This is a genomic window from Streptomyces sp. NPDC056161 (genome assembly GCF_042268025.1).
GTDB lineage: Bacteria > Actinomycetota > Actinomycetes > Streptomycetales > Streptomycetaceae > Streptomyces.
This window is the reverse complement of record NZ_JBHJUV010000043.1, coordinates 35,669-60,440: the sequence shown is the minus strand read 5'-3', so window position 1 is coordinate 60,440 and position 24,772 is coordinate 35,669. Positions and strand designations below refer to the sequence as shown.

Annotated in this window: 19 protein-coding genes and 1 pseudogene; 12 read left to right on the top strand and 8 right to left on the bottom strand. The window is 69.1% G+C overall.

The genetic code is table 11. The features are described from left to right. Nucleotides 1-55 precede the first annotated feature (55 nt). Nucleotides 56-628 carry an XRE family transcriptional regulator gene (locus ACFC09_RS32530; protein WP_376534145.1) on the top strand — a complete coding sequence of 191 codons (573 nt, stop codon included), beginning with the start codon at nucleotides 56-58 and terminating at the stop codon, nucleotides 626-628. Nucleotides 629-653: 25 nt separating this feature from the next. On the opposite strand, the gene ACFC09_RS32525 is transcribed toward ACFC09_RS32530, so the two are convergent. Then, on the bottom strand, nucleotides 654-1,706 hold the full coding sequence (locus ACFC09_RS32525; protein ID WP_376534143.1) for an NAD(P)/FAD-dependent oxidoreductase: 1,053 nt from the start codon (nucleotides 1,704-1,706) through the stop codon (nucleotides 654-656). Between the two features lie 305 nt (nucleotides 1,707-2,011). Here ACFC09_RS32525 and ACFC09_RS32520 point away from each other — a divergent pair, with 305 nt between their 5' ends. From ACFC09_RS32520 to ACFC09_RS32510, 3 genes are all read left to right on the top strand, one after another. After that, complete coding sequence (locus ACFC09_RS32520; protein ID WP_376534141.1) at nucleotides 2,012-2,647, top strand: rhodanese-like domain-containing protein; 636 nt, start codon at nucleotides 2,012-2,014, stop codon at nucleotides 2,645-2,647. A gap of 305 nt (nucleotides 2,648-2,952) precedes the next feature. Then, nucleotides 2,953-4,317, top strand: a complete 1,365-nt coding sequence (locus ACFC09_RS32515) for a rhodanese-like domain-containing protein (protein ID WP_376534139.1) — start codon at nucleotides 2,953-2,955, stop codon at nucleotides 4,315-4,317. A 143-nt stretch (nucleotides 4,318-4,460) separates the two neighbouring features. Continuing rightward, nucleotides 4,461-5,210 carry a sulfite exporter TauE/SafE family protein gene (locus tag ACFC09_RS32510; protein ID WP_376534137.1) on the top strand — a complete coding sequence of 250 codons (750 nt, stop codon included), beginning with the start codon at nucleotides 4,461-4,463 and terminating at the stop codon, nucleotides 5,208-5,210. A 919-nt stretch (nucleotides 5,211-6,129) separates the two neighbouring features. Here ACFC09_RS32510 and ACFC09_RS32505 read toward each other — a convergent pair. Together ACFC09_RS32505 and ACFC09_RS32500 are read right to left on the bottom strand one after the other, a co-directional pair. Then, on the bottom strand, nucleotides 6,130-7,401 hold the full coding sequence (locus tag ACFC09_RS32505) for a GH25 family lysozyme (RefSeq protein ID WP_376534135.1): 1,272 nt from the start codon (nucleotides 7,399-7,401) through the stop codon (nucleotides 6,130-6,132). Nucleotides 7,402-7,527: 126 nt separating this feature from the next. Further along, nucleotides 7,528-8,436, bottom strand: coding sequence for a peptidoglycan-binding protein (locus tag ACFC09_RS32500; protein WP_376534132.1), 909 nt, complete (start codon nucleotides 8,434-8,436; stop codon nucleotides 7,528-7,530). 219 nt (nucleotides 8,437-8,655) lie between these two features. Here ACFC09_RS32500 and ACFC09_RS32495 point away from each other — a divergent pair, with 219 nt between their 5' ends. From ACFC09_RS32495 to ACFC09_RS32485, 3 genes are all read left to right on the top strand, one after another. Then, on the top strand, nucleotides 8,656-12,432 hold the full coding sequence (locus ACFC09_RS32495; RefSeq protein ID WP_376534130.1) for a hypothetical protein: 3,777 nt from the start codon (nucleotides 8,656-8,658) through the stop codon (nucleotides 12,430-12,432). A gap of 282 nt (nucleotides 12,433-12,714) precedes the next feature. Further along, entirely contained in the window at nucleotides 12,715-13,101 is a 387-nt protein-coding gene (locus ACFC09_RS32490; RefSeq protein WP_376534128.1) for a peptidase inhibitor family I36 protein, read from the top strand. Between the two features lie 109 nt (nucleotides 13,102-13,210). Further along, nucleotides 13,211-14,083: a hypothetical protein gene (locus ACFC09_RS32485; protein WP_376534126.1), complete on the top strand. Its 873-nt coding sequence runs from the start codon at nucleotides 13,211-13,213 to the stop codon at nucleotides 14,081-14,083. Nucleotides 14,084-14,198: 115 nt separating this feature from the next. Here ACFC09_RS32485 and ACFC09_RS32480 read toward each other — a convergent pair whose 3' ends face one another. Together ACFC09_RS32480 and ACFC09_RS32475 are read right to left on the bottom strand one after the other, a co-directional pair. After that, complete coding sequence (locus tag ACFC09_RS32480; protein ID WP_376534124.1) at nucleotides 14,199-15,290, bottom strand: hypothetical protein; 1,092 nt, start codon at nucleotides 15,288-15,290, stop codon at nucleotides 14,199-14,201. A gap of 38 nt (nucleotides 15,291-15,328) precedes the next feature. Continuing rightward, entirely contained in the window at nucleotides 15,329-15,562 is a 234-nt protein-coding gene (locus tag ACFC09_RS32475) for a hypothetical protein (RefSeq protein ID WP_376534122.1), read from the bottom strand. A 340-nt stretch (nucleotides 15,563-15,902) separates the two neighbouring features. On the opposite strand from ACFC09_RS32475, the pseudogene ACFC09_RS32470 reads away from it, so the two are divergent. Further along, a pseudogene (locus ACFC09_RS32470) lies at nucleotides 15,903-16,985 on the top strand (IS3 family transposase). Here ACFC09_RS32470 and ACFC09_RS32465 read toward each other — a convergent pair. After that, nucleotides 16,982-17,566, bottom strand: coding sequence for a hypothetical protein (locus ACFC09_RS32465; protein WP_376534120.1), 585 nt, complete (start codon nucleotides 17,564-17,566; stop codon nucleotides 16,982-16,984). The pseudogene ACFC09_RS32470 and the gene ACFC09_RS32465 overlap by 4 nt on opposite strands. Further along, on the bottom strand, nucleotides 17,563-18,483 hold the full coding sequence (locus ACFC09_RS32460; RefSeq protein ID WP_376534118.1) for an ABC transporter ATP-binding protein: 921 nt from the start codon (nucleotides 18,481-18,483) through the stop codon (nucleotides 17,563-17,565). The genes ACFC09_RS32465 and ACFC09_RS32460 overlap by 4 nt, the downstream gene beginning before the upstream one ends. Nucleotides 18,484-18,815: 332 nt before the next feature. Here ACFC09_RS32460 and ACFC09_RS32455 point away from each other — a divergent pair, with 332 nt between their 5' ends. Together ACFC09_RS32455 and ACFC09_RS32450 are read left to right on the top strand one after the other, a co-directional pair. Next, on the top strand, nucleotides 18,816-19,868 hold the full coding sequence (locus ACFC09_RS32455; RefSeq protein WP_376534116.1) for a sensor histidine kinase: 1,053 nt from the start codon (nucleotides 18,816-18,818) through the stop codon (nucleotides 19,866-19,868). Next, the gene (locus tag ACFC09_RS32450; RefSeq protein WP_376534115.1) at nucleotides 19,865-20,527 is read left to right on the top strand and encodes a response regulator; all 663 of its coding nucleotides are present in this window, start codon (nucleotides 19,865-19,867) and stop codon (nucleotides 20,525-20,527) included. Before ACFC09_RS32455 ends, ACFC09_RS32450 begins: the two co-directional genes overlap by 4 nt. Nucleotides 20,528-20,537: 10 nt before the next feature. Here ACFC09_RS32450 and ACFC09_RS32445 read toward each other — a convergent pair whose 3' ends face one another. Continuing rightward, entirely contained in the window at nucleotides 20,538-21,434 is an 897-nt protein-coding gene (locus ACFC09_RS32445; RefSeq protein ID WP_376534113.1) for a Tn3 family transposase, read from the bottom strand. 428 nt (nucleotides 21,435-21,862) lie between these two features. On the opposite strand from ACFC09_RS32445, the gene ACFC09_RS32440 reads away from it, so the two are divergent. Together ACFC09_RS32440 and ACFC09_RS32435 are read left to right on the top strand one after the other, a co-directional pair. Next, entirely contained in the window at nucleotides 21,863-22,012 is a 150-nt protein-coding gene (locus tag ACFC09_RS32440; RefSeq protein WP_376534111.1) for a hypothetical protein, read from the top strand. 56 nt (nucleotides 22,013-22,068) lie between these two features. Further along, nucleotides 22,069-24,669: a LuxR C-terminal-related transcriptional regulator gene (locus tag ACFC09_RS32435; protein ID WP_376534109.1), complete on the top strand. Its 2,601-nt coding sequence runs from the start codon at nucleotides 22,069-22,071 to the stop codon at nucleotides 24,667-24,669. Nucleotides 24,670-24,772 lie beyond the last annotated feature (103 nt).

The following is a 24,772-nucleotide window of genomic DNA, read 5'->3' as shown; positions in this document are numbered from 1 at the left end:
TTGCTGCTCGAACTCGGATGTGGAAGGGCCATGTCGTTTCGGGCAGTATCAGGGTGTGAACAGCGCGAAGAAGGACATTCTGGATGCGGTTGGGCCCCGTCTACGGGAGCTGCGTCGGCGGCGGGGGATCACGCTGGCTGAGCTTGGCCGGCGGACCGGAATCAGCGAGAGCACGCTGTCTCGACTGGAGGGCGGCAGTCGCAAGCCGACTTTGGAGCTGCTGCTGCCACTCGCCGAGGTGTACGCGGTGCCCCTCGACCACCTCGTGGGCGCGCCCCGTACGGGAGACCCGCGCATTCACCTGCGCCCGGTGACCCGGGGAGGCATGACGTTGGTACCGCTCAGCGATCCCGGCGGCGCCCAGGCATACAAGCTTCTCATTTCACCTGCGCCCCACAGCGAGCCGGAGCTGCAGACCCACGAGGGTTTTGAGTGGATCTATGTGCTCGCCGGACGGCTCAGGCTGCTGCTGGGCGAGCAGAGCCTGAGCCTCAATCCGGGAGAGGCCGCGGAGTTCGACACGCACGTGCCGCACTGGATTGGCGCCGACGGCGACCAGGCCGTCGAACTTCTCATCCTGCTCGGACGCCAGGGAGAACGGGCCCACCTCCGGGTCCGCGCCACCTGACCCGGTTGCGGTGAGAGCGCGGTGCTCAGTTCCCCCCGGGGAGGGGGCCCAGCCCGCGTGCACGGCTGCCCTGCACCCGCCGCGACACCTCGGCCTCCATCGCCCCGCTGAAGACTCCACCGCCCTTCGCCGCGCGGGCGGCGGCTTCCGCGTCGGCCTTCAGCAGGTCCATGTGGATCGCGGTGGCCGCGGTGGTTCCGGCTGCGGCCGCGGCCGGAACCCCGGCCAGTACATCGCTGACGTTCCCAGCGGCCCACACGCCCTGCACTCCGGTGAAACCGGAGGCGTCCACCCGGAGCTGTTCCCCCAGGCCCATGGGGTGTTCCTGCATCGTCACGCCCAGGTCGCGCAGGAAACCGGCGCGCGCGAGGAACCGGGGGGCGACCACCAGTTCCTGGACCGGCACCACCTTTCCCGATGCCAGCCCCACGCCCGCCAGCTGGTCCTGGCCGTCGACCTCGAGCCCGGTGATCTCACCGTCGACCACGCCGACGCCGAGAGCGGCCAACTGCTCCCAGTGTTCGTCGGCCAGCTCCATTCCGGTGTGCAGGAACAGCGTGACGTTCTTGGACATCTGACGGAACAACAGTGCCTGGTGGAAGTTGCCGAGCACCCCGATGACCTTGTCCCGGACTTCCCAGCCATGGCAGTACACGCAGTGCAGCACGTCCCGCCCCCACCGTTCGGCCAGCTCTGGCACGTCCGGCAGCACATCGACCAAACCAGTGGTCACCAGCACTCTGCGCGTCCGTACGCGCTGCCCGTCCTCGGTGACAACCCGGAAGCCCGCGCCGTCCCGGGAGATCCGCGCGACCTGCCCGGAAACGACACGGCCGCCGTATGAAGCGACCTCCTCGCGCCCGAGCCGCAGCAGCTCCAGGGGAGAGATGCCCTCGCGGCCGAGCACACCATGGGCGCCGGCAGCCGGAGCATTGCGGGGCTCACCCTTGTCGATCACCAGAACCGACCGGCGCACCCGGGCCAGATTCAAAGCCCCGGACAGGCCGGCGGTCCCACCCCCGACCACCACGACGTCCCAGGTCTGTTCACCGTCTCGTATCAACTCGAACTCGCTCATGCCATCAGCCTGTGGCGGCGCCACGGATGCCGCAAAGGTTCATGCTGTCCTGGCAAGAGCACCCCGGTATCCCGCCGCCGACGTGGCCCGATCGGCCGACGGCCATCGGACCACACCGACCATCTTGCCGGTTCAGCAAGAAGATTCGCTGCTTGATGACACGTGTGTGCAGGCTGCGTCCAGTCGGTTCTGGCTCACAACCGAAAGCCGGTATCTCCAGGGCTCGGTCGTGTTCCCGCATTCGTTGGGAACACCCCCGGCTTCGAGCGGCATGTCGGTAGTCGAAATACTTGAGGAAGCAGCAGATGGAAAATCGCCACGTCGTGATCATTCCGATCGAGATCGACGAGGAGAGGGAGGCATCTTATCTCGCCGCATGGCAGGATGCCGCGGAGGTGATGGCGGCTCAGCCCGGTTTCCTTCGGACGTACATGTTCCGCACGATCGTTCCGGGGAGCAAATTCTCTCTCGTCAACGTGGCGGAATGGGAGTCCACCGGTCACTGGGAAGAGGCGATGAATGTCTGCCCGATGCTGGGACAGCAGATAGCCGTCGTCCATGCCTCGAACTACGAGGCGATCCGGACGGTCCTGCCCGCGCAGGGCCTGAGTTCCGGCGATGGTCGCATGCCCGCTGACCTGTCTCCTGTCGAGGCGCGTCGCCGCGCCGTGGACGGGGAACTCACGCTGGTCGATGTCCGTGAAGACGATGAATGGGCAGCGCGTCACCCGGCCGGCGCCGTCCACGCCGCGCTCAGCACATTGCCGGCGTCGCTGTCGGATCTGCCTGACGGCCCACTGGCCTTCGTCTGCCGCACGGGCAAACGCAGCGCGCAGGGCGGCATGCAGGCGATCCGCGCAGGCCGGTCCTCCGTCTACAGCGTGGCAGGCGGCCTTGAGGCGTGGGAAGCGGCCGGGCTTCCGGTCGTCCTTCCCGGATGATGGGGCGCGGTCAACAACGCCGATCGCGTCGCAACTGCGGTGCGTGAGGGCTGACGAAAGCAGAACCGGCAGATAACCGTCGCATACGTCCGCCGGCATGAGGTCGGCCCGATACGCCGCCCGCTCGCAGTCTTCGGGAAATTCGCTGCCACCATTCCAGACGGTGATCGTTTGTGCAATGGCCCAGGATATGAGAGCCGCGAATATCACGAACGGTCCGAAGTGGTGCGAATTTCCCGGAGCTGCGGCGGCGGTTTCCCGATACGTAATTACCCGGGTACGCCATCCCGGAGAGGAGTCACACCATGTTTTTTGTCGACACCCTGGAGTTCGAGGGGCTGGGCAACCGTAGTTATCTGGCTGGGGGGCGGAGAGCGGCGGTCGTAGTCGATCCGCCGCGGGACGTCGATCAGGTGATCGCCCTCGCCGCGCGGCGAGGGGTGCGCATCGCCTGCGTGGCGGAGACGCACGTGCACAACGACTACGTCACCGGCGGGCTGGAACTGGCCCGCCTCACCGGCGCCCGCTACCTGGTTCCGGCCGGCGCCCACGTCTCCTTCCCTCGCACCCCTGTCGCGGACGGGGACATCTCCGAGGTGGACGAGGACCTGGTGCTGCGTGCGATAGCCACCCCGGGCCACACCCCGCACCACACCTCCTACGTCCTGGAGGAGGAGGGACGCGCCGTGGCCGCTTTCACAGGCGGCTCGCTGCTGATCGGCTCCGTGGGACGTCCGGACCTGGTGGACCCGCGACTGACCGAACAACTGGCCCGTGCGCAGCACGCCTCCGTCCACCGGCTGGCAGCGACACTCGACGACGAGGTGCCGGTACTGCCCACGCACGGTTTCGGCAGCTTCTGCTCCTCCTCCCAAGCCGAAGGCGATGCGAGCACGATCGGCCAGGAACGCGCCGGAAACGACGCTTTCACCCTGGATGTCGACGCCTTCGTCAAGCAGGTCCTGGCCGGGCTGGAGAACGTGCCCGCCTACTACACGCACATGGGCCCGGCCAACGCCGCCGGCCCCGCGCCCGTCGACCTGACCCCGCCCGAGCCCGCCGACGCCGCACAGATCGCCGAGCGCCTGGCGGCGGGCGAGTGGGTGGTGGACCTGCGCAACCGGGTCGCCTTCGCCGACGGCCACGTGGCCGGATCGTTCAACTTCGAGGGCACCGGCAAGCTGGCCACCTACCTGGCCTGGCTGATCCCGTGGGGCAAGCCGGTCACCCTGCTCGGCGACACCCCGGCGCAGATCGCCGACGCGCAACGGGAGCTGACCCGGGTCGGCATCGACCGCCCGGCCGCCGCCGCCACCGGAGATCCAGCCACCTGGGTCCGTCAGGGAGAACAGCTCGCGTCCTTCCCCCGCGCCAGCTTCGCCGACCTCGCCGACGCACACGAGCGCGGCGAGGACATGGTGGTGCTAGACGTGCGCCGGGATTCCGAACGTGCGAACGGCTTCATCAAGGGCTCCGTGCACATTCCGATCCACGAGCTGCACGGCCGGACCGGCGAGGTGCCGGACGGCACGGTGTGGGTGCACTGCGCCGGCGGGATGCGCGCGGCGACCGCCGCTTCCCTCCTGGACGCGACCGGACGAAAGGTCATCGCCATCGATGACGGCTTCGAGGCCGCCGCCGACACGGGCCTGAGCATCACCCGGCCCTGACACCCCTTGCTCCACCTGCACAGAAGGCACACGATGTTCCTCTCATGCCACGATCCTGGCCGTCTCGGCCCCGAACAGGGCCACCCGCACGTCGCCGGGACCGGGCCAGTGACCGGCGACAGCGGACACAGTGGGCGAGTAGCATGACCGTGCTGATCCTGGCCCTGATCGCAGGAGCCGTCGTCGGCCTGGTGCTCGGCGCCCTCGGCGGCGGCGGCAGCGTCCTGGCTGTGCCCGCGCTGATCTACCTGCTCGGCTTCACCCCCGCCACGGCCACCACCGCCAGCCTGATCATCGTCACCGCCACGTCCCTGACCGCGCTGTACGCGCACGCCGGGGCCGGGCACGTGCGGTGGAAGGCCGGAGCAGCGTTCGCAGCCGCCGGGATCCTTCCGGCGGCTGCCGCCGGAGCCGCCGCCGCCCACCTGCCCCAAACCGCCCTCACCGTCGCCTTCGCCGCCATAGCCGCCCTCTCCGCCATCAAAATGCTCCGGCCCGCTGACACCGCCCGCCCCAAAGAAGGCGGCGTACGGCCGGGCAAGGCAGGCGGGGCCGGCGCCGCACTGGGCACGCTGACCGGACTACTCGGCGTGGGCGGCGGCTTTCTCGCCGTCCCCGCCCTGGTCACCGTCCTAGCCTTCGAGATGGACGCCGCGGTCGGCACCAGCCTGCTGGTCATCACGGCCGACTCACTGGCCTCCCTGGCCACTCGCTCCGGCACCGCCGCCTCGCTCGACTGGGCGCTGATCGGCCCGTTCATCGGAACCGCGATCCTGGGCGCCTGGTACGGCAAGCGCATAGCGGCGAAGGTCTCCGCGACCCACCTGCAGCGCATCTTCGCCGTGGTCCTGCTGGCCGTGGCTGCCTTCATGCTTGCCGACGCCGTGACGTGACGGCAGCTCAGACCGGCGACAACCTCTCCAGACGGGCCTGCATCCGCCCGGTATCCCCGGCCGCCAACGCGCCCTCCTCTCCGGTTGGCCTCCTAAGCGACGAGCTTCTCGGCACCGGGATCTCGCCTCCACAGGCCGTTCGGACCGCGGTAAGGGCACGGCCGAGATACGGGTCAAAGGGGCAATGAGTTGATCTTGAAGCCCTGGGAGCCCTTCTGCCCGGGCTCGCGAGGCTATTTGCTGTGGCCGTGTCCCGGACCGTCTGGGTGCCAAGGTGCGTCGGACCGCGTGCGAAGGGCGCCGGCGGTGAGCTGTGGGGGGTACACCGACTGTTCGGTTCCGGGGACGGGGCCGAGGTAGGTGTGGCCAGTCATGTGGCACCAGGCGGGCAGGTCGAGCGGGACGTCCGGGTCGGTGGCGATGACGTGGCTGTCGACCGCGCCACCGCTGACACCAATCGAAGGCGTTGGGGATCTCGGTCAAGTCGTCGAAGGGCAGGGTGTCTTGGAGGGGACTCAGCATTCGGGAGCCCATCACCCTGATACCGTCATCGACCAAGCGGCAACACACAAGAACCGTCCGCAGAATCGGTGGGCACCGCGGTGACGCTGAAGCCGCGTCCCGACCGCGTCCAGCGCCTCGTGCAGCCAGACGGCCGGATCGCACCCGGCACGCGGCACGGGAGCCCCGAGAGAGATCAATTTCTCCTCGACATACCGATGGCGCTGCTCCTGCCTGCGCACCTTCTGCGCCGCCCGGTCGGAAGCGCGCGAGTTCGCAGATTCTCGGGCGGGTTACCGGCGGAACCCGCGCGCCGAACGGCCTTAGCGGGCGTTCGGTGCGCGGGTTCGGTGGTGGTGGCAGTGGTGCTGGTCGGGGCCCACGACTGCTTGCCCTCTGGCGCATGCAGATGTCGACGTCAGGAGACGAGTGCTGCCCAGGTGTTGGGGCCGACGATGCCGTCGGCGGTGAGGCCCTGGCTGGTCTGGAAGGTGACGACCGCGCTCCGGGTCGCCGGACCGAAGTCGCCGTCCACCGTGACGGGGTGGCTGTGTGCAGTCAGTTCGTCCTGCACGGCCTTTACGGCCGGTCCGCTGTCGCCCTCCTTCTCGGTGATGATGAGCGCCTGCCAGGTGTTGGGGCCGACGATGCCGTCGGCGGTGAGGCCCTGGCTGGTCTGGAAGGTGACGACCGCGCTCCGCGTCGCCGGACCGAAGTCGCCGTCCACCGTGAGGGCGGAGCCGTGGGCGTTGAGCAGGTACTGGATGGCTGTGGTGCTGTGGCCGGTAGCGCCTTGTGAGATGACGGGCCAGCCGCTGCCCGGGGGCGGCGGGGGTGGGGTGTAGGTGCCGTGGGCGAAGGTCTTGAGGTTTGCGGTGGTGCCGTTGAAGATGTCCTGGTCGCCGGGGAAGGTGCCGCTGTCGGCGTTCTGCCAGATGGTGTAGGTACTCCAGCCGGCTGGCAGCGGGGTGGGCGAGCCGCCGTAGTTGGCGATCCACAGGGGGTCGTGCTGACCGGGCGTGGCGGAGTTGCCGGTGCAGGTCGACCACCAGTCCCGGGTGGAGTAGACGATCGGGTAGCGGCCGGTCCTGGTGTGGTACTCGGTGCTGAAGGCGGTGATCCAGGAGACCATCGCGCTTTGGCTGAGGCCGTAGCAGGTGGCTCCGTAGGGGTTGTACTCGATGTCGAGCGCGCCGGGGAGGGTCTTGCCGTCGTCGGACCAGCCGCCGCCGTGGGCGACGAAGTAGTCGGCCTGGGCGCTGCCGCCGGCGGTGTCGGGCAGCGCGAAGTGGTAGGCGCCGCGGAGCAGGCCCGCGGCTGCGGATCCGTTGTACTGCTGGGGGAACTGGCTGCTGGTGTAGTCGACGCCCTCGGTCGCCTTGACGTAGGCGAAGGACGCGCCTTTTGATGCCACCGACGGCCAGTTGATGTTCTCCTGGAACGCGCTGACGTCCAGGCCCTTCAGCGTTCCCGTGACGTTCGGGGCAGCAGCTGCGGTGGCGGAGTCGTGAACAGTCCCGGTCGGCATGCGGGCGGTGAGCCCGGAGCCCATGTGGTCGGCGTCCTCGTGCCAGGGGTGGGCCGGCGCTGTCGGGGCCGCCGCGGCACGGGCTGCGTCGTGTGGCAGACCGGCGGCTGCGGTGAGCACGGTGATGCCGAGTGTCACGGCGGCGGCCAGGTTTCTGTTCATCGGTGGTTCTCCGTTCTCGAAGGTCGGCGCAGGGTGGACCGGCGCCGCGATGCACGTGGTGTGCGTGTGATCGCGGCGCCGGCTGCAGTTGAGCGGGGGTGCCGGTGATCCGGCAGGGGCGTCTGGTTAGGGCCGGACCAGTCCGTAGAAGACGGAACTCGACAGGGTGTAGCTCTTGTCGTAGACGCCGATCTGGCTGGAGTTGCTCGGGTTGGAGGTGTTGCCCGAGATCACGTAGACGGTTGATCCGCTGACGTGGTCGACGATCCCGATGTGGTACCGATTGGTGGCGGTGCCGAAGATGATCATGTCGCCGGGGAGTGCCGAGTGCAGCTGGCTGGTGCCGTACCAGCGGTTGTGGCTGACCGCCCAGTCGTAGACGTTCGGCACATAGGTCATGAACGGGATGTTCTCCCCGGCGTCCCGCCAGACCCAGGTGGCGAAGGCGGCGCACCAGTCCGCGCAGATGCTGTAGGGCTTTCCGGGGACGCAGTTGCCGGAGTCGGCGCGGACGCCGAGCTGGCTCTTGGCCACGCTGACGATCTTGTCGCGCTGGGCGTTAGTGGTGTGGCAGCTCGCGACGAGTCGTGTGATGCCCATCGACTCCATGGTGTCGGGGCCGGCGATGCCGTCGGCAGTGAGCTGGTGCGCGCTTTGGTAGTTCTTCACGGCGGTGGTGGTGCCGGTGCCGTAGTCGCCGTCCTGGTTGACTCCGGCCTTGCTCTGGACCGCCTTGACGACGGTTTCCAGTTCGCCGAGCGTCTGGGTGCCGATGATCCCGTCGGCGCTCAGGCACCGGTCGGACTGGAAGGATTCGGCCGCTGCCTCGGTCTGCGGTCCGCTGATGCCGTCGACGGTGCCGGCGTTGTACGCCAGCCCGTTCAGGTCCTCCTGTGCCAGCTTGATATCAGCTGAGGCCGCCGACGCCGTGGTGGGTCCGGCCAGCACCGCGCCGGAGACGAGTACGGCTGCGAGAGCGCCGAGCACGGCCCTTCTCGTTCGCAGTAGTGCAGGGTGCTTCACGTCGCTGCTCATAGGTGTGCGTCCTTCTTCCCCGTTGTGGCCGTCACCGCCGCGTATGCGGTGGTGGCTTGTTTGTAACGGGCGAGACGTTGTCCGCTGTCGCCAGCTGGACGGCGGACAACAGCTTTCGCACAATGAGCACTCCACGTGGACGGATGGGAGGCGACGGTGCCCCGCAGCGAGCGGCCGTTAGACGACGAGGACACTCAGCTGGTCAGGTTCGCTGCGGACTTGCGGAAGCTCAGAGACAAGGCCGGCGCCCCGCCTTACCGCAAGCTCGCCCGTGCCGCGCACTACTCCTCGACCACCCTCGCCGACGCCGCCTCCGGCCGTAAGCTGCCGAGCCTGCCGGTCACCCTCGCCTACGTCCGCGCGTGTGGCGGCGACGCGGCGGAATGGGAGCAGCGCTGGCACCGCCTGTCGGCCGAGCTGGCCCGCGCCGATGAGCTCCCGGACGCCGCCGAGGGGAACGACGACTGCCCCTACGCGGGGCTCAGCCCCTTCGAAGCCAGTGACGCCGACCGGTTCTTCGGACGCGAACGGCTCACCGACGACCTGGAAGGCCGCGTCCGCGGCACCAGGTTCGTGGCGGTGTTCGGCGCCTCGGGCTCCGGGAAGTCCTCGCTCCTGCGGGCCGGCCTGATCCCGCGGGTGTCCGGTGGCGAGGCATCGTGGACCGCACTGGTTCTCACCCCTGGCCCGCACCCCTTCGAGGAGTGCGCCGCGCGGCTCGCCGCGCTCTCCGGCTTCTCCGCCGTCGCCCTCCACGACGATCTGCGGACCAACCCCCGCGCCCTGCATCTGACCTTGCTCCAGCTGCTCGCGCAGCAGCCGCCGGAGGCCGAACTCCTCCTCGTGGTCGATCAGTTCGAGGAGATCTTCACCCTCTGCGCGGACGCGGAGGAACGGGCCGCCTTCATCACCTCGCTGCTCACGGCTTCCAGTGCGGCCAACAGCCGGACGCGCGTCGTCCTCGGCGTGCGCGCGGACTTCTACGCCGCCTGCTCGCAGCACCCCGACCTCGTAGGCGCGCTCCAGGACTCGCAACTGCTCGTCGGCCCGATGACCACTGATGAGCTGCGCCGGGCCATTACCCAGCCCGCTGTGCAGGCCGAGTCCACGGTTGAGGGGCCCCTGCTCGCCCGGGTGGTGGCTGAGGCAACTGGACAGGCCGGCGTCCTGCCCCTGGTCTCCCACGCTATGCGTGAGACCTGGCGGCGAAGGCGCGGCAATACGCTGACCCTGAGCGGGTATGAGTCGGTCGGCGGCATCACCCACGCCCTGGCCAACACCGCCGAGACCGTCTACAACAGCTTTACTGGGCCGCAGCAACGCCTTGCGCAAGGCATTTTCCTGCGCCTGGTGTCCCTCAACGACGGCACCGAGGATTCCAAGCGCCGCCTGGCCAGGGACGAACTCGATCCCAGCGCGGAGGCCGTCGTCGATGCACTGGCCCGGGCCAGACTCGTCACCCTCGACACCGACAGCGTGGAGATCACCCACGAGGCACTGCTCCAGGCATGGCCGAGACTGAGCGGCTGGATCAGCGAAGACCGGGCCGGCCTGCTCATCCAGCAACAGCTCACCGACGCCGCCACGGCGTGGGAGCGGGAACAGCGCGACACGAGCGCGCTCCATCGCGGATCACGGCTCGCCGTCGCTCAGGAGTGGGCCCAAGCGCACGCGGATGAGGGACGGTTGAGCCGGCGGGCGCAGGAATTCCTGGCCGCCTCAAGCCGGCACCAGGGCCGGGGGGTTCGGCGCCGCCGCGCGGCAGTGGCCGCGCTCTCGCTACTGACGGTGCTCGCCGTGGTCGCGGCCGGGATCGCCCTTCAGCAGCGATCGACCGCGAGATCCGAGCGCGACAGCGCAGTCTCCGGCGAAGTGCAAGCACAGGCCGATCAGTTACGCGGCACCGATCAATCGCTCGCCGCCCGCCTCGACGTCGCCGGATACCGCATCCACCCCACCAGCCGCCTATCGACCGACCTGCTGGGAACCCAGAGCACACCGCTGTCCACCCCGCTGACAGGGCACACCGCAGCCGTCTACGCGGTCGCTTTCAGTACACAGGGCCACGTGATAGCCACCGCCGGCAAGGACGACACCATCAGGTTGTGGAACGTCACCGACCCCGCTCACCCGGCGCCGCTCGGCAACCCGATCCACGCCCACAGCGGCGGCATCATGTGGCTGTCCTTCAGCCCCGGCGGTCACACCCTCGCCGGAGCGGGCCGCGACCACACCGTGCGGCTGTGGAACCTCGCCGACCCGAAACACCCGACCGCATTGCCTGCACTGCACGGCCACACGGGCATCGTCTTCTCGGTCTCCTTCAGCCCGGACGGCCGCACCCTGGCCAGCGCAGGCGACGACGGCACCGTGCGGCTGTGGAACGTCACCGACCCCGCCCACGTAAGCGAACTCGGCAAGCCCCTCCGCAGCCAGAAAGGCGCCATCGCCTCGGCGGCCTTCAGTCCCGACGGCCGCACCCTGGCCAGCGCCGGCCACGACCACACCATCCAGCTATGGAACGTCACCGACCCCGCGAACCCGAAGCGCTGGGGTCTACCGCTGCGCCGTCATACGGACACCGTCTACGCAGTCGCCTTCAGCAAGGACGGCCATATCATGGCGAGCGCCGGGAACGACTTCAGCCTGCGGCTGTGGGACGTCTCCAACCCGGCAAAACCAGTCGCCCTGGGCACGGTCCCCGGCGCCGCGACCAACACGATCTACGCGCTGGCCTTCAGCCCTGACGGGAAGGTCGTGGCCACCGCGGGCGCCGACCAGACGATCCGGCTGTGGAACGTCACCGACCCCACTGCCCCGATCGCGCTGTGCCCGCCCCTCACCGGCCACACCGGCTACGTATGGTGGCTCACCTTCAGCCCAGACGGGCACTCCCTGGCCAGCGTCAGCGCCGACAACACCGCACGGCTGTGGGACCTGCCCCGGATCGTACTGCCCACCTCCAGCTACGAGAACACCGTCGCCTTCAGCCCCGACGGCCGCGTCCTGGCGGCCGGCGCCACCGACGGAGCGATCCGGCTGTGGAACACCGCCGAACCCAGCAACCCCAACCCCATCGGCACCCCGCTGCTCGGCAACGCCAACGCCGTGAACAGGCTCGCCTTCAACCGCGACGGCCACCTCCTGGCCAGCGCCGGCCGCGACGGCACGCTGCGGCTATGGGACGTCACCGACCCGGCACACCCCCGCGCGCTGAGCAAGCAGACCCCCGACCCGGCCCAAGCCGCCGTCACCCAGGCTGTCTTCAGCCCGGACGGCCGCACCCTGGCCAGCGGCGGCTACGACCACAAGGTGCGGCTGTGGGACGTCACCGACCCCACACACCTCCACGAGATCGGCACGCCGGTCACCGCGCACACCGACACCGTACGAGCACTGGCCTTCAGCCCGGACGGCCACACCCTCGCCAGCGCGGGAGCCGACGACACCACCCGCCTGTGGAATGTCACCGACCCCACCCGCCCCAAGCAGTGGTGCCCGCCGCTGGCCGCCCAGACCGGTGGCGTGGGATCGGTCGCGTTCAGTCCTGACGGCCGCACCCTCGCCACTGCCAACGACGACCACACCGTGCGCCTGTGGAACGTCAGCGACCCCCGCCGCCCCGCGACCCTCGCCGCGCCACTGACCGGACACACCAGCTTCGTGCTGTCCGTGGCATTCAGCCACGACAGCCGGACCCTCGTCAGCAGCGGAGACGACGGCACCATTCGGCTCTGGAACGTCGCCGACCCAACGGCGCCCACCGCGTCCGGCGGACCCATCAGCGGCCACACCGGACCCATCGACCAGGCAGTGCTGAGCCCGGACGGCCGCACCCTGGCCAGCGCGGGCGACGACCACAACATCCTCCTTCAGGCAACCAGCACCGCGGACGCCGTTCGCCGCGTCTGCATTACCACGACCGGCACCCTCACCCACCAGGTGTGGCGCCGCTACATCTCCGCTTTGCCCTCCTACCGGCGAGTCTGCGACTGACACCCACCGATTGGCTCTGCTGGGCCGAAAGGCCGTCACAAAAGCCGGCGCCAACTTGCGGGGAACCCAACGTGGACATGCCCCTCGTAGCCGCGTGCTCCCCGGGCAGAACAGCAGCGCTTGGTGGTTGTCCGGAGCCTGTTGTCCGGCAGCAGCTGGACGACCGCGGACAACGTAGACACGGTACGAAGGAACCGTTCCCGCGGAATCGCCGGCTGGGAGCGGTCGCCGTCGGAGAGTGATCCGCGGGGGCCATCAACCTCCACAAGACAGGGAAGTACCTTGTTGAAAAACCTCCTCTTGACGGGCGCGGCACTGGTGTCCTCGTCGCTGATCACCATCGGTGCCGCGGGAGGCCCCGCGAGTGCCACCACGGTCCACGGCTGCGCGGCTCAATATCTGTGCGCGTACGAGTCCGTGAACTACTCCAGCAGCCCCGGCCCGGTGAAGGACAACAACGCGGACCTCAGGTCGTACCCGAAGTTTCGGTACATGGAGTCCATCTACAACAACGGCGTCAGTTGCACGGCCTACCTCTGGTCCCAGCCCAACTACCAGGGTGTCGTGCATTCGCTCAGCCGTGGCCAGGGCTACCCGAACCTGAACAACATCCCGGAGTTCGCCTCCACCGGTGTCGAGAGCAACGCCTGGTGCAATTCCCGCCCCTGACGCAGGTGCTGCCCCCGGAGGATCCCGGGGGCAGCACCTCCCATCGACAGACAGAAGGAAGTTGGTGAGGCGCATGCAAAGGCAGCCTCGGCGGCGCAGGTTCCAGGTCGTGGCAGTCCTGCTTGCGAGTGCTACGGCGGCAGCGATCCTGGTCCTCTCGGACTCCGGTCAGGCTCGACCGGGCGCACTTCTGCTTCCGCAACCGCTGGCTTCCCTACAGTTGTCGTCTGCTCAGCAGATGTCCCTTGATCACGCCGAAGATGTGCTGGTCAGGCGATGCATGCGAGTTCGCGGTCTGGATTTCGCGGTCGCGCCCACCGCAGCTACGCGGCAATTCACCGATCCGAACCCTTACGGGCTGCTCGATCCTGCTGTTGTGGCGAAACAGGGCTACGGTCTGCATGGTCCGACGAATGGCGGCGCACATGAGCATGCGCTGACGGCTCGTGAGAGCCGGGCTCTACTCGGGACGGCTACGCATGAGAAGAAAGTGCGGCTACCCGGAGGCGGATACACCGTTGAGAACACGGATGGGTGTTTTTCCCAGGCGCAGGACAAGCTGTATGGGCTGGCGTGGAAACCATTGCACTACGGCGAAGAGACGTTGTTCGCCCAAGAGCTCGCCCGAGTGCGACATGATCCTGCCGTCCAGAGAGTCGAGAGTTCCTGGGCATCGTGCATGCGTGCATCAGGCTATAAGGTAGCCGCACTTCAGAATGTGTTTTCTGACGCGGAGCGACGTATCGCGGCCACCGGAACCGATCAAAACGCTGGGCAAGCGGTGTTCGCCAACTTATGGAAGCAGGCGCAGCGCGATGCCGCGTGTCAGCAGAAGGCAGGTGTGCTGACGGCATTCCGTCGTGCGCAGAACGCAGCCGAGCCTGTTGTGATGCGCGGAAAGCGTGGCGACCTTGCCCGTCTGGCAGATTTGCGCAGTCATGCCCTAGCGTTGGCCATCCAGTTGGAGAGCACCGATAGATGACCATAAGAGGCCAGCATTTTGCTCGACCGCGTCCTTTAAAGGCTCTGGCATTGCTCAGAGAAGCGGCCTATGACGTATCCACGGATGTCAACGCTGCTCAGCCAGGCCGACCGCACTATCGGGGCAGCCTCGCGGTGCGCTCCGGGTGGGCGGCGCTGACGTAGCGCATGGCGGCTCGCTCCGTGATGCCGAAGAGCCTCATCAACTTCAGCGGGTCGGCGCTCTCGAACGCTTTGTTGAGGATCCGGTCCTGGCGCAGGCCGTCTAGGGTCACCCCTTTGGGTAGCACTCCGCGGAGTGTCGCGGTGCTGACGGCCGGCCGGTCGGGGTCGAGAGCAGTCTTCTGACTGACCAACAGGTGGGGGTTGGTGGAGGCCGGCCAGCGGCGGTGGCGGAAGGTCAGCCACTCGGCGGCCTGCCTGTGCGTGAACTCCTCCAGGTAGAGAGTGTGCCGCAGCAGGCCGCGGCGGATTTCGAGCGTGCCGCGGGCGAGGTCCACATCGGCGGTCAGGATCGTGCGGATGTCGCTACCGGGTACCGCGAGCACGGCGGCCAGGGCGACGGTCAGGCGACCGAGCGGCGTGGCGGCGTGGTCGAGGAGCCCGGCCAGCAGGTCGCTGGGCACCGACTGCGAAACTCCCTTCAAGGCACCGACGGGCAGGTTTTGGGCAGGGTCGCAGAAGATGACCCGCTGCCCCTTCAGGGAGCGGAACAGGCTGCGAAGGACGATGGCGAGCTGCCGGCGGGCGTGCCCGGACAGGTTCTTCACCGCGTCCTCGACTTGCTGCTGGGTGATCTCCCGCAGCGTCGTCACCCCGGTCGCGGCCCAGACGGTGAGTACGGGTTGGAGGTAGTCGAGGTAGCGGCGGATGCCGTCCCAGCCGCGGAACTCGCCTTCGCGGCGCCCCTGGCTGCGCAGGACGTCCACCCGGGCGCGGACCTCGCTCGCGGCGGGCTGCGGCAGCGTGGCGAGCGCGGCCTCGATCGCGGTGAGGTCGGCGTCTCGGTGGAGGTCCGGGTCGTCGACGAGCAGACCACGGGCGCGTAGGAACTGGCAGACGGGCTTCGCCGCGAGGTTCGGGTCGAGCTGTGCCAGGTCGTGGACGTCGGGTTCGGAGACGGCCGACTCGGCGCCGAGCCAGTACATGATGGTGATGAGGGTGCGGATGTTCTTGCGGTGGTCCGGGGCCTGTTGCTCCCGGCGCATCTGGCGGTACTCCTCCACGAGGAGTCGCGCTGTCGCGGTCAGCCGCAGCCCGCCGCGTGGCCGCCGCCGAAGTCGGTCGAGGACCGGGGCCCAGTCGCGTCGGAGGAGGCGAGTTCCTGCTGGGCGGTCGAGCAGCGGGCGTACTCGATCCGAATCGGCTTGACCACCGCGGCGGCCGGCACCGTCTCCACGGGCGGGCCACCCTTCCACGGTCGCCTCGGGCCGCGGTCGTCCGGCACGATCACCTCCAGTTCCTCGCGGAGCGCGGGCACCAGGATGAAGCGGGCGGTGTGGTATTTCGTCGCGCACTTTCCGCTCCGGGTGCGGCGGGCTCCCCGCCAGGGCTTCGCATTTCGGACAGTCGTTTCGTTCTGCCGCGTTTGCTGCTTGATCGGTCGTCAGATCCACCCCGGCAGTCTGTCGTCCGTCATCAGGGCTGCGACGAGCTACCGCAACCTCGCCCTTGGGGGCACACTCACACGTCGCGGCGCCTCACGACGAGAACGGCGAGTGCGACCGTGATCAGCGGCCAGAGCGTGTACACGATCCAGGAGCCGGGGTGAACCGCCCCGGGTTTGATGGAGACATCGAAGACCCGGAAGGATCCTGTTCATGGCTGCTCCTCGTAGGTACCCCGATGAACTCCGCGAGCGCGCGACGAGGCTGGCTGTGGAGGCCCGCAAGGACCCTGTCGCACGTGATGGCGCGATCAGGCGTATCGCCGATCAGCTCGATGTGCACCCCGAGGCACTGCGGACCTGGGTCAAGCGTGCCGAGACGGACGAGGGGCTGCGCGAGGGGACCACGAGCCGGGACGCGGCCCGTATCGCCGAGCTGGAACGCGAGGTGAAGGAGCTGCGTCGTGCCAACGCGATCCTGAAGTCGGCGTCGGCTTTCTTCGCGGCGGAGCTGGACCGTCCACAGCGATGAAGGTCGCCTACATCGACCAGTACAAGGAGGAGTTCGGCGTCCAGCCGATCTGCGACGCCTTGCGGGGCACCGACGCCGAGATCGCACCGAGCACCTACTACGCCGCCCACGGCCGTCCGGAAGCGGCCCGCGCCGCCCGCGACCGGGACCTCACAGAGGAGATCGCCCAGATCCACGCCGACAACTACGGTGTCTACGGCGCCCGCAAGGTGCACGCCGCGCTCCTGCGGCGCGGGTGGACGGTGGCCCGCTGCACCGTGGAACGCCTCATGCGCGCCGCCGGCCTGTGGGTCTACGCCGCCTTCGTCATCGACGTCTTCTCCCGCATGGTCGTCGGCTGGCAGGTCTCCACGTCTCTGTACACCGACCTCGCCCTGGACGCTCTGGAAATGGCCATATGGAAGCGCCGCCAAACCGGCGGCAACCTGACCGGTCTGGTCCACCACTCCGACCGCGGCGTGCAATACCGAGCCATCCGCTACACCGAACGCCTCGAACAAGCCGACGCCGTCGCTTCGGTCGGTTCCAGGGGCGACTCTTACGACAACGCCCTCGCCGAGGCGTTCAACAGCTTGTTCAAGGCCCAGCTGATCCGCAACAAGGGCCCGTGGACCAGCATCAACGACGTCGAAGTCGCCGTCGCCGAGTACATCGACTGGTTCAACCAGCGGCCTCCACGGCGAACTCGGCCACGTCCCGCCCGCCGAGTTCGAAGCTCATCACGCAACGCCCGCCACCCCAGAACACGCCCTCAAAACCAGTTAACCGACTCTCCACAAAACTCGGAGCTTGACACCGAGACCCAGACCGACCAGGGCGCAGAGCGGAGCCAGCAGCGCGGAGGCGACCAGCGCCCGGAGCACCCCGGGGTGGGTGAGCGGAACGCCGGCGTGATGCCTGTCCAGGATGGCCTGGGAGACCAGGAAGGAACCGGTGGAGGCGGCCGTGCCGACTGCGGCCCACAGTGCGGCGGTGACGGCCGCCTTGGCCAGCACGACCGAGCCGCGGGCCGGGACGGCCACGGTGGTGGTGCGGATCAGCCCGCTGCTGTACTCGCTCACGACGGTGAGGGCGCCCATGCTGCTGGCGACGAGCGTCAGCGTCCAGTAGCCGGCCGCCGGGTAGGCGTCGAAGGGCAGGAACTCAGCGGGGCCGGAGGGCGCGGCTTTGTCCGCCAGTGTGGCCACGGCGGTGGACCCGAGGACGAACAGGAGGGTGAGTGCGATCGTCCACGGGGTGGAGCGCAGGGACCGTGTCTTGATCCACTCGGCGGCGAGCAGGTCGCGGAAGCGGGCGGGTGGCGCGGTGACGGGGGTGGTCCGGGGGGCGAAGGTGAGCGTGGTCATCGGGGCTGTCCTGCCTGGTATTCGGTGCTGTCGGCGGTGAGTTCCATGAAGGCCGCCTCCAGTGAGGCGGTGCGGGTCGTCAGCTCGTTCAGCTGGATACCGCCCTCGAAGGCGAGCGCCCCGATCCGGTCGGCCGGGAGCCCGGTCACGGCGAGTTTCTCGGCGCCGGTCGAGCCCTCCGGCTCGACCGAGGCGCCCGCCGCGGCCAGCACCGCTGCCAGCTCGGCGGTCTTCGGTGTCCCCACCACAACGCTGCTGCGGGTGCTGCGGGCCGCGAAGGCCCGTACCGACTCGGCGGCGATGAGGCGGCCCCGGCCGATGACGACCAGTTGGTCGGCGGTGTTCTCCATCTCCGACATCAGGTGGCTGGAGAGGAAGACCGTGCGTCCCTCGGCGGCCAGGCGCCGGAAGAGCCGGCGTACCCAGAGGACGCCCTCCGGGTCCATGCCGTTGATCGGCTCGTCGAACATGAGCACAGGCGGGTCGCCGAGCAAGGCGGTGGCGATGCCCAGTCGCTGCTTCATGCCGAGGGAGAATCCGCCGATGCGGCGGTTCGCCACCTCAGTCAGCCCCACCTCCTGAAGTACCTCGTCCACCCGGCGCCGCGGGATGCCGTTGCTGCGGGCCAGAGTGGACAGGTGGATTGCAGCGCTGCGGCCGCCGTGGACCTGTCCGGCGTCGAGAAGGGCACCGACGTGCCGCAGCCTGCGTGGGTGGCGGTGGAACGGGACTCCGCTGACGGTGGCGGCGCCGGTGGTGGGCGCGTCCAGGCCGAGGATCATCCGCAGGGTGGTGGACTTGCCGGCCCCGTTGGGGCCGAGGAATCCGGTGACCTGGCCCGGCCGCACGGTGAAGGACAGATGGTCGACGGCCGTCTTGCTGCCGTAGCACTTGGTGAGTTCGCTGACTTCGATCACGGCACCCACACTGCCGAGAGGAGCCCCGTCCGGGCATGGGGCCGTGGGCGGCAATCATGCGGCCGGATTGAACCGTGGGCGTACGTCCCTGGGCTGATGCCGCGCCGCTGGTGGCCCGGTTAGTCTCGCGGCGTGAACCCCATGACGACCATTTCGTTGCCTGCGCGCGTTGCGCACCGTGGCCTTGTTCCCGGGAGGGCATGCCGCCGATGACGAGAACGAAGGCCGTGGCTTGGGCGGGGGGTGCCTGCTATCTCCTCGTGGTGAGTCTGCTGGTGGGGGCCGCACCGCGGGCGTCGGGCACGGTCCACGGTGTCGGGGCGCTGCTGGCTGTGAGCCTGCTCGTCGGTGTGGTGCGACGGATGCCGTTGCTGGCTCTGGTGATGGCACTCTTCGGATCCACTGCTGTGGTGGTGGGCCCTCCGAGTTCCGCGCATGAGAGCAGGGCAGCGTCGTACCAGGGCCAGTTCCTGTCGTATCTGGCGGTGGACCTCGTGCTGGGCTTCATCGTGGCCACTTGCGCACGGCGCGCTTCGACTGTTGCCGTGGCCGGGTCTTTCACAGCGCAATTCCTGGTGATCGGTGGCTTCGCGCATGGGGATGGCCTGGCCGTCAACGGGGTGATCGGCCTCCTGGCGTTGGCCGCATCCTGCATGGCCGGTTTGTTGAGTCGCGAGCGCCGCGAGCACGCGGTGGCGCTGCGTGCACAGGAGGTGGCCGAGGCGGTGACCGCCGAACGGCTACGGATCGGACGGGAGTTGCACGACATGGTCGCACACAGCATCGGCATCATCGCGATCCAGGCCGGTGTGGGCAGCCGGGTCATTCAGACCCAGCCGGCGGAGGCGCGCGAGGCCCTGCGCGCCATCGAGGCCACCAGCAGAGAGACCCTCTCCGGCCTTCGGCGCACGCTGGTGTCGCTCCGTCAGGCCGACCGGGGCGCGGCCACCTCGGAGCAGTCACCGCTCGCACCCTCGCCGGGGCTGGCGGACGTCGAACGGCTGGCGGCAGCGACCGCGGGCGCGGGGGTACGCGTCGACGTGCGCTGCAGCGGGGAGCAGCGTCCCGTGCCGGCCGACATCGACCTGTCCGCCTACCGCATCGTGCAGGAGGCGCTGACCAACGTGGTCCGGCACGCGGGCACCGGGTGTTGCCGGGTGGCCATCGACTACGGAGACGAGGAGCTGTCCGTGGAGGTCGTCGACAACGGGCGCGGCGCCACCGAGGATGGCTCAGCCCACGGCTTCGGCCTCATCGGGATGCGGGAACGAGTCGGTCTGCTGGGCGGCCACCTCAGTATCGGGCCGCGCCCTGAGGGCGGCTTCCGGGTGGCGGCCCGGCTGCCGCTGCCCGCGTCCGTCGGAGTTCCGGTGGAGGCCCGATGACCGTCCGTGTGGTGCTCGCCGACGACCAGCCGTTGGTTCGGTCCGGTCTACGTGTGATCATGGCCGATTACCCCGATCTGGAGGTCGTCGGTGAAGCCGCCACCGGCGCTGAGGCCGTCCAACTGGTCAGGGATGCCAGCCCCGACGTCGTGGTCATGGACATCCGGATGCCCGGTATGGACGGGATCGAGGCCACCCGCCTGATCACCGCCGGTCCGGCAACCACACGCGTCCTCGTCCTGACCACCTTCGACGAGGATGACGATGTCTACGGCGCGCTCCGGGCCGGCGCGAGCGGTTTCGTGGTCAAGGACATGGCGCTGGACGACATCCTCGCGGCGATCCGCGTGGTCGCCGCCGGCGACGCACTGATCGCGCCGGGTGTGACGCGCCGTCTGATCGCGGACTTCATCGGGCGGCGCGCGGCTGTCCCGGAGCGCTCCCCACGGCCGGTCGAGGGCATCACCGAGCGGGAACGGGAAGTGCTGACCCTGGTCGGACGCGGCCGGTCGAACACCGAGATCGCCGAGGACCTCTTCATCACGGTGGCCACCGCCAAGTCGCACGTGTCACGGCTGCTCACCAAACTGGGCGCCCGGGACCGGGTCCAACTCGTCATCACCGCCTATGAGATGGGGCTCGTCACCTTGTCTCGCTGAAGCATGGGGGTCATGCCGCTGGGGCCTGCTCGTCCTCCAACACGCTGAAGTCGACGTCGAGGTGGGTGTCGTAGTCCTCGGAGGTGACCCCTATCTCATGGGTGGAGTAGACGCCGAACCGGTTGACGTGCTCCGTCAGGTAAGGCGAGATCTGGGCCAGGTCCAGCGGGTCGATGACCCAGCCCTCGGCCTGCAGCTGCCGCACCACGTCGGCGATGTCGAGGGTGTTGTGGAAGATCAGCAGGTTGGCGAGCAAAGAGGTGAACTTCACGTCCTTCTCCTGCTCAACCGGGTTGTTGGCCACCACCGTGCCACGCTGGCCGAACCGCACCCAGTCGCTGAAACCGTTGAACGCCTCGACCTTGTTGGTCGCGGCCGTCACCCGGCCGCGCAGCGGCGCGTCTGAGAGGTATCGAAACAGCTGGACGGTACGAATCAGCCGCCCGACCTCGCGGAAGGCGGTGTGGGTGGCGTTCTTGTGGGAGCCGGATCGCAATCGCTTGAGCAGCAGGGTGGAGGAGATGGTGCCCTCTCGGACCGAGACGGTCACCCTCACCAAGTCCTTGAAGTGGGTTTCGATCAGCTCCCAGTCGATCACGTTACGGCCCGGCCCGCCGAACAGGGCGTCGATGTGCTCGTAGACGGTGCTGCGGGACGGGCGGAAGAACAGGCAGTCCTTCCAGTTGCGGATCCTGGGCATCAGATCGATCCCGAGCAAGTGTGCGAGGGCAAACACCGGACAGCTCTGACCTTGCGTATCAGCATGGATCGTGCCCGGCCGCACCTCGGAAGCATTCTTCAGCAGGCCCTCGATGATATAGACGGCCTCCGCCACCCCACACGGCACGAAGTGCGTGAACAACGCGATATACAGGTCCGAAATGTGGTGGTACGCGATGCCGCCCACGGCACCATCAGGCCCAGCTCACCCATGAGCCGGCGCACCAGCTCCAGGCCGGCGGCGTGGCCCCAGCGCGCCAGCTGGCTCCCAGATCCGCGTGCGTGCTTCGGCCTGGGCCGACCCGATCGTGCTGATCGCCTTCGGCCCTGCGGCGGCGAGGGTGTCGATGAGCTGGGAGACGGTGGGGGCCGACGCCGCGGGGCCGGGCGGATCGTCGCCGTGGACGCCCAGGGCCTCGACATCTCTCTGATCGGTTGGCATCACCCGGCACCCGAACGCTGGCCGCGGACGACGCCTTGCGGTTTGGCTGGGGCCGGCGAGAGCGCTTCTTCACCGGTTCATCGGTCTGCCCATCGGGCGGTTGAGTCGGCCTCGTCGCTCGCCGCGAGCCGTCGCCGGCACAAGAGTCCACAGGCGAGTGGGACGAAGGCGCCGTGGAGATCGTCGAGGCGTCATTCCCAACTGACGGCGAGGTGCTTGAACTGGTGAAGTGGGGCGGAGGTCTGCTCCACGACGTAGCGGACCTGGCGAGGCCAATGGTGTCCGGGGCACAGCGCAGGTTCATGGGAAGATCGGCGCTGTGAGATCCAGCGAGACAGGTGCCGCATCCACGCCAGTAGCGGGTATCGGTGCGGGAGGTGTGGTTGCTCGCCCGGCCCTGTTCGGGCGACTGGGCGGGGCGGCCCGGGTGACGGTGGTGTCGGCGTCGGCGGGGAGCGGCAAAACGATACTGCTGCGATCGTGGCTGTCCGAGGCGGGCCTGGACGAATACGCGGCGTGGGTGCCGGTGGGGCGGGATGAGCGGGATCCGCAGCGCTTCTGGCTTGGCGTCGTGGATGCGCTGCGCCGGACTATGGCGGGCTCGGCGCTGGTCGGGACCCTCACGGCGGCTCCGGACCTGGACGGGTGGACGATCGTGGAGCGGCTGCTTGAGGACCTGGCCCCGCTGCAGGACCGGAACTACCTGGTGATCGACGACGTGCACGAGCTGGACCCGGAGGCGCTGCAACAACTGCAACTGCTCATCATGCGGGCGTCGCCTCAGCTGCGTTTCGTGTTGGCCACGCGGCACGACGTGCGCCTGGGCCTGCACCAACTGCGGCTGGAAGGCGAGCTCGCCGAGATCCGCGATCCGGATCTGCGGTTCACCCTGGCCGAAACCGAGGAGCTGTTCAGAGCGGCGGGGCTGACGCTGTCCGGGCCTGCGGTTGCAGTGCTGCACGAGCGGACCGAGGGCTGGGCAGCGGGGCTGCGGCTGGCCGCGCTGTCCCTGGCGGGGCACCCAGACCCGGACCACCGGCTGGCGGCCGAGTTCTCCGGCAGTGAGCGGACGGTGGCCGAGTACCTGTTGGCCGAGGTGCTGGATCGGCAGAGCGAGCAGGTGCGGGGGCTGCTGCTGCGCACCAGCATCCTGGAGCGGGTTAACGGCGAGCTCGCGAACCTGCTGACCGGGGGCGAGGGCGGAGAGCGGGTACTGCAGGACCTGGAGGCCGCGAACGCGTTCGTGGTCTCGCTGGACACCTCGCGGACCTGGTTCCGCTATCACCAGCTGTTCGCGGACCTGCTGCGGCTACAACTGCGGCGCACCCGCCCCGGCGAGGTCGCCGCACTGCACCGGGCCGCCGCCGACTGGCTGGCGGCCCGGGGCATGGCGGTGGAGGCGATTCGGCACGCCCAGGCCGCGCGGGACTGGGGGCTGGCTGCCAGGCTGCTCGCCGACCAGTGGCCCGGTCTGTACCTGGACGGGAAGACCGCCGTCATCCACGGGCTTCTCGCCGGATTCCCCACCGAGTCCCGCACGGCGGACGCGGAGCTGGCGGCGGTGGCCGCGGCCGACCAGCTGGCCGGCGGGTCGCCGGCGGCGGCGGAACGGTACCTGTGCCTGGCGGAGCGGGCGCTGGCATCGGAGGGTCGGCTGGGGCAGGCGCAGCTGCTGGTGGGGATCGTCCGGCTGCTGATCGCCCGCTGGCACGGGAACCTGGCGGCGGTGACCGAGCAGGCACAGCGGCTGCAGGACGCGGCGGAGGCGGCCGAGACGACGCAGCCCGGCCTGGGCGAGGAATTGCGCGCGCTGGCGCTGATCAGCCTGGGCAGCACCGAGTTCTGGATGGCCAGGTTCCAGGAGGCCGTGCGGCACCTGGAGCAGGGCGTCGCGCTCGCGCGCCGAATCGGGCGGCCTTACCTGGAGTTCACCGGCCTTGTTTACCAGGCGACTTTGGAGTTCTTCCGATCGGTCCCGTTGGCACTGGAGCACAGCAGGCAGGCGGCCGAGCTGGCCGAACAGCACGGCTGGGCCGAGGGACCGGCCTTCGGCCTGGCGAGCATGAACGTCGGGACCATCCTGGCCTGGCAGGGGCGGCCGGAGGTGGGCGAACCTTGGATGCAGCAGGCCGAGCGCACCCTCCGGGCGGAGACCGAGCCCGCCGACGCGCTGGCGATCCGCTCCCTGCGCGGAGTGCTGGCGCTGGCGCGCGGCCGGGACGCCGACGCACTGGCCGCCTTCCAAGCCGCCGACCAGGTGGCCGAGCGCCTGACCGAACCGAACCTAATGGTCCACGGGAACCGGTCCTTCCTCGTGCAGACCCTTGTCCGCCTCGGTGAGACCGACCGCGCCGAGCAGGTCCTGGCCGGTCTCTCCGACCAGGACCGCGATGGCGGGCAGATGCGTCTGGGCCTGGCAACCCTGCGGCTCGCCCAAGACGATCCGCAGGCGGCGGTCGCCGCGCTCGCGCCGGTGCTCGACGGCTCCGCGCAGCTGCCCTGGCCGGGCTGGCTGGCCCAGGCGTTCCTGCTGGAGGCGATCGCACGTGCTGCGCTCGGTGATCCCCGCGCCGCCGCCGGAGCCCTGGAGCGCGCGCTGGACCTGGCCGAACCCGACGGAATGCTGCTGTGGTTCCTGCTGCACCCGGTGCCGGCTCTGCTGGAGAGCCTCCCCGGGCACCGCACCGCCCACGCCGCCCTGATCTCCGAGATCCTCGGCCTGCTCGCCGGTCACCAGCCCGCGCCGTCGTCCGCCGGGCCGTGGCCGCTCGCCGAGCCGCTGAGCCGAAGCGAGCTGCGGGTACTGCGCTACCTGCCGACCAACCTGACCACGCGGGACATCGCCGGCCAGCTGAATGTCTCGCCCAACACCGTCAAAGTGCACGTGCGCCACTTGTACGCCAAGCTCGGCGCCCACCGCCGCGCCGAGGCCGTCGCCCGAGCCCGCGACCTGGGCCTGCTTGCGCCCGGCACCCGCTGAGCGGTTCTCGATCGAGGACGTACCCGTCGGCGAGCGCCAGCGCGCTATTACCCGGATCGGGTGACGCTCGATAACCCGACCGGACCGTAATTTGCGGTGAGGC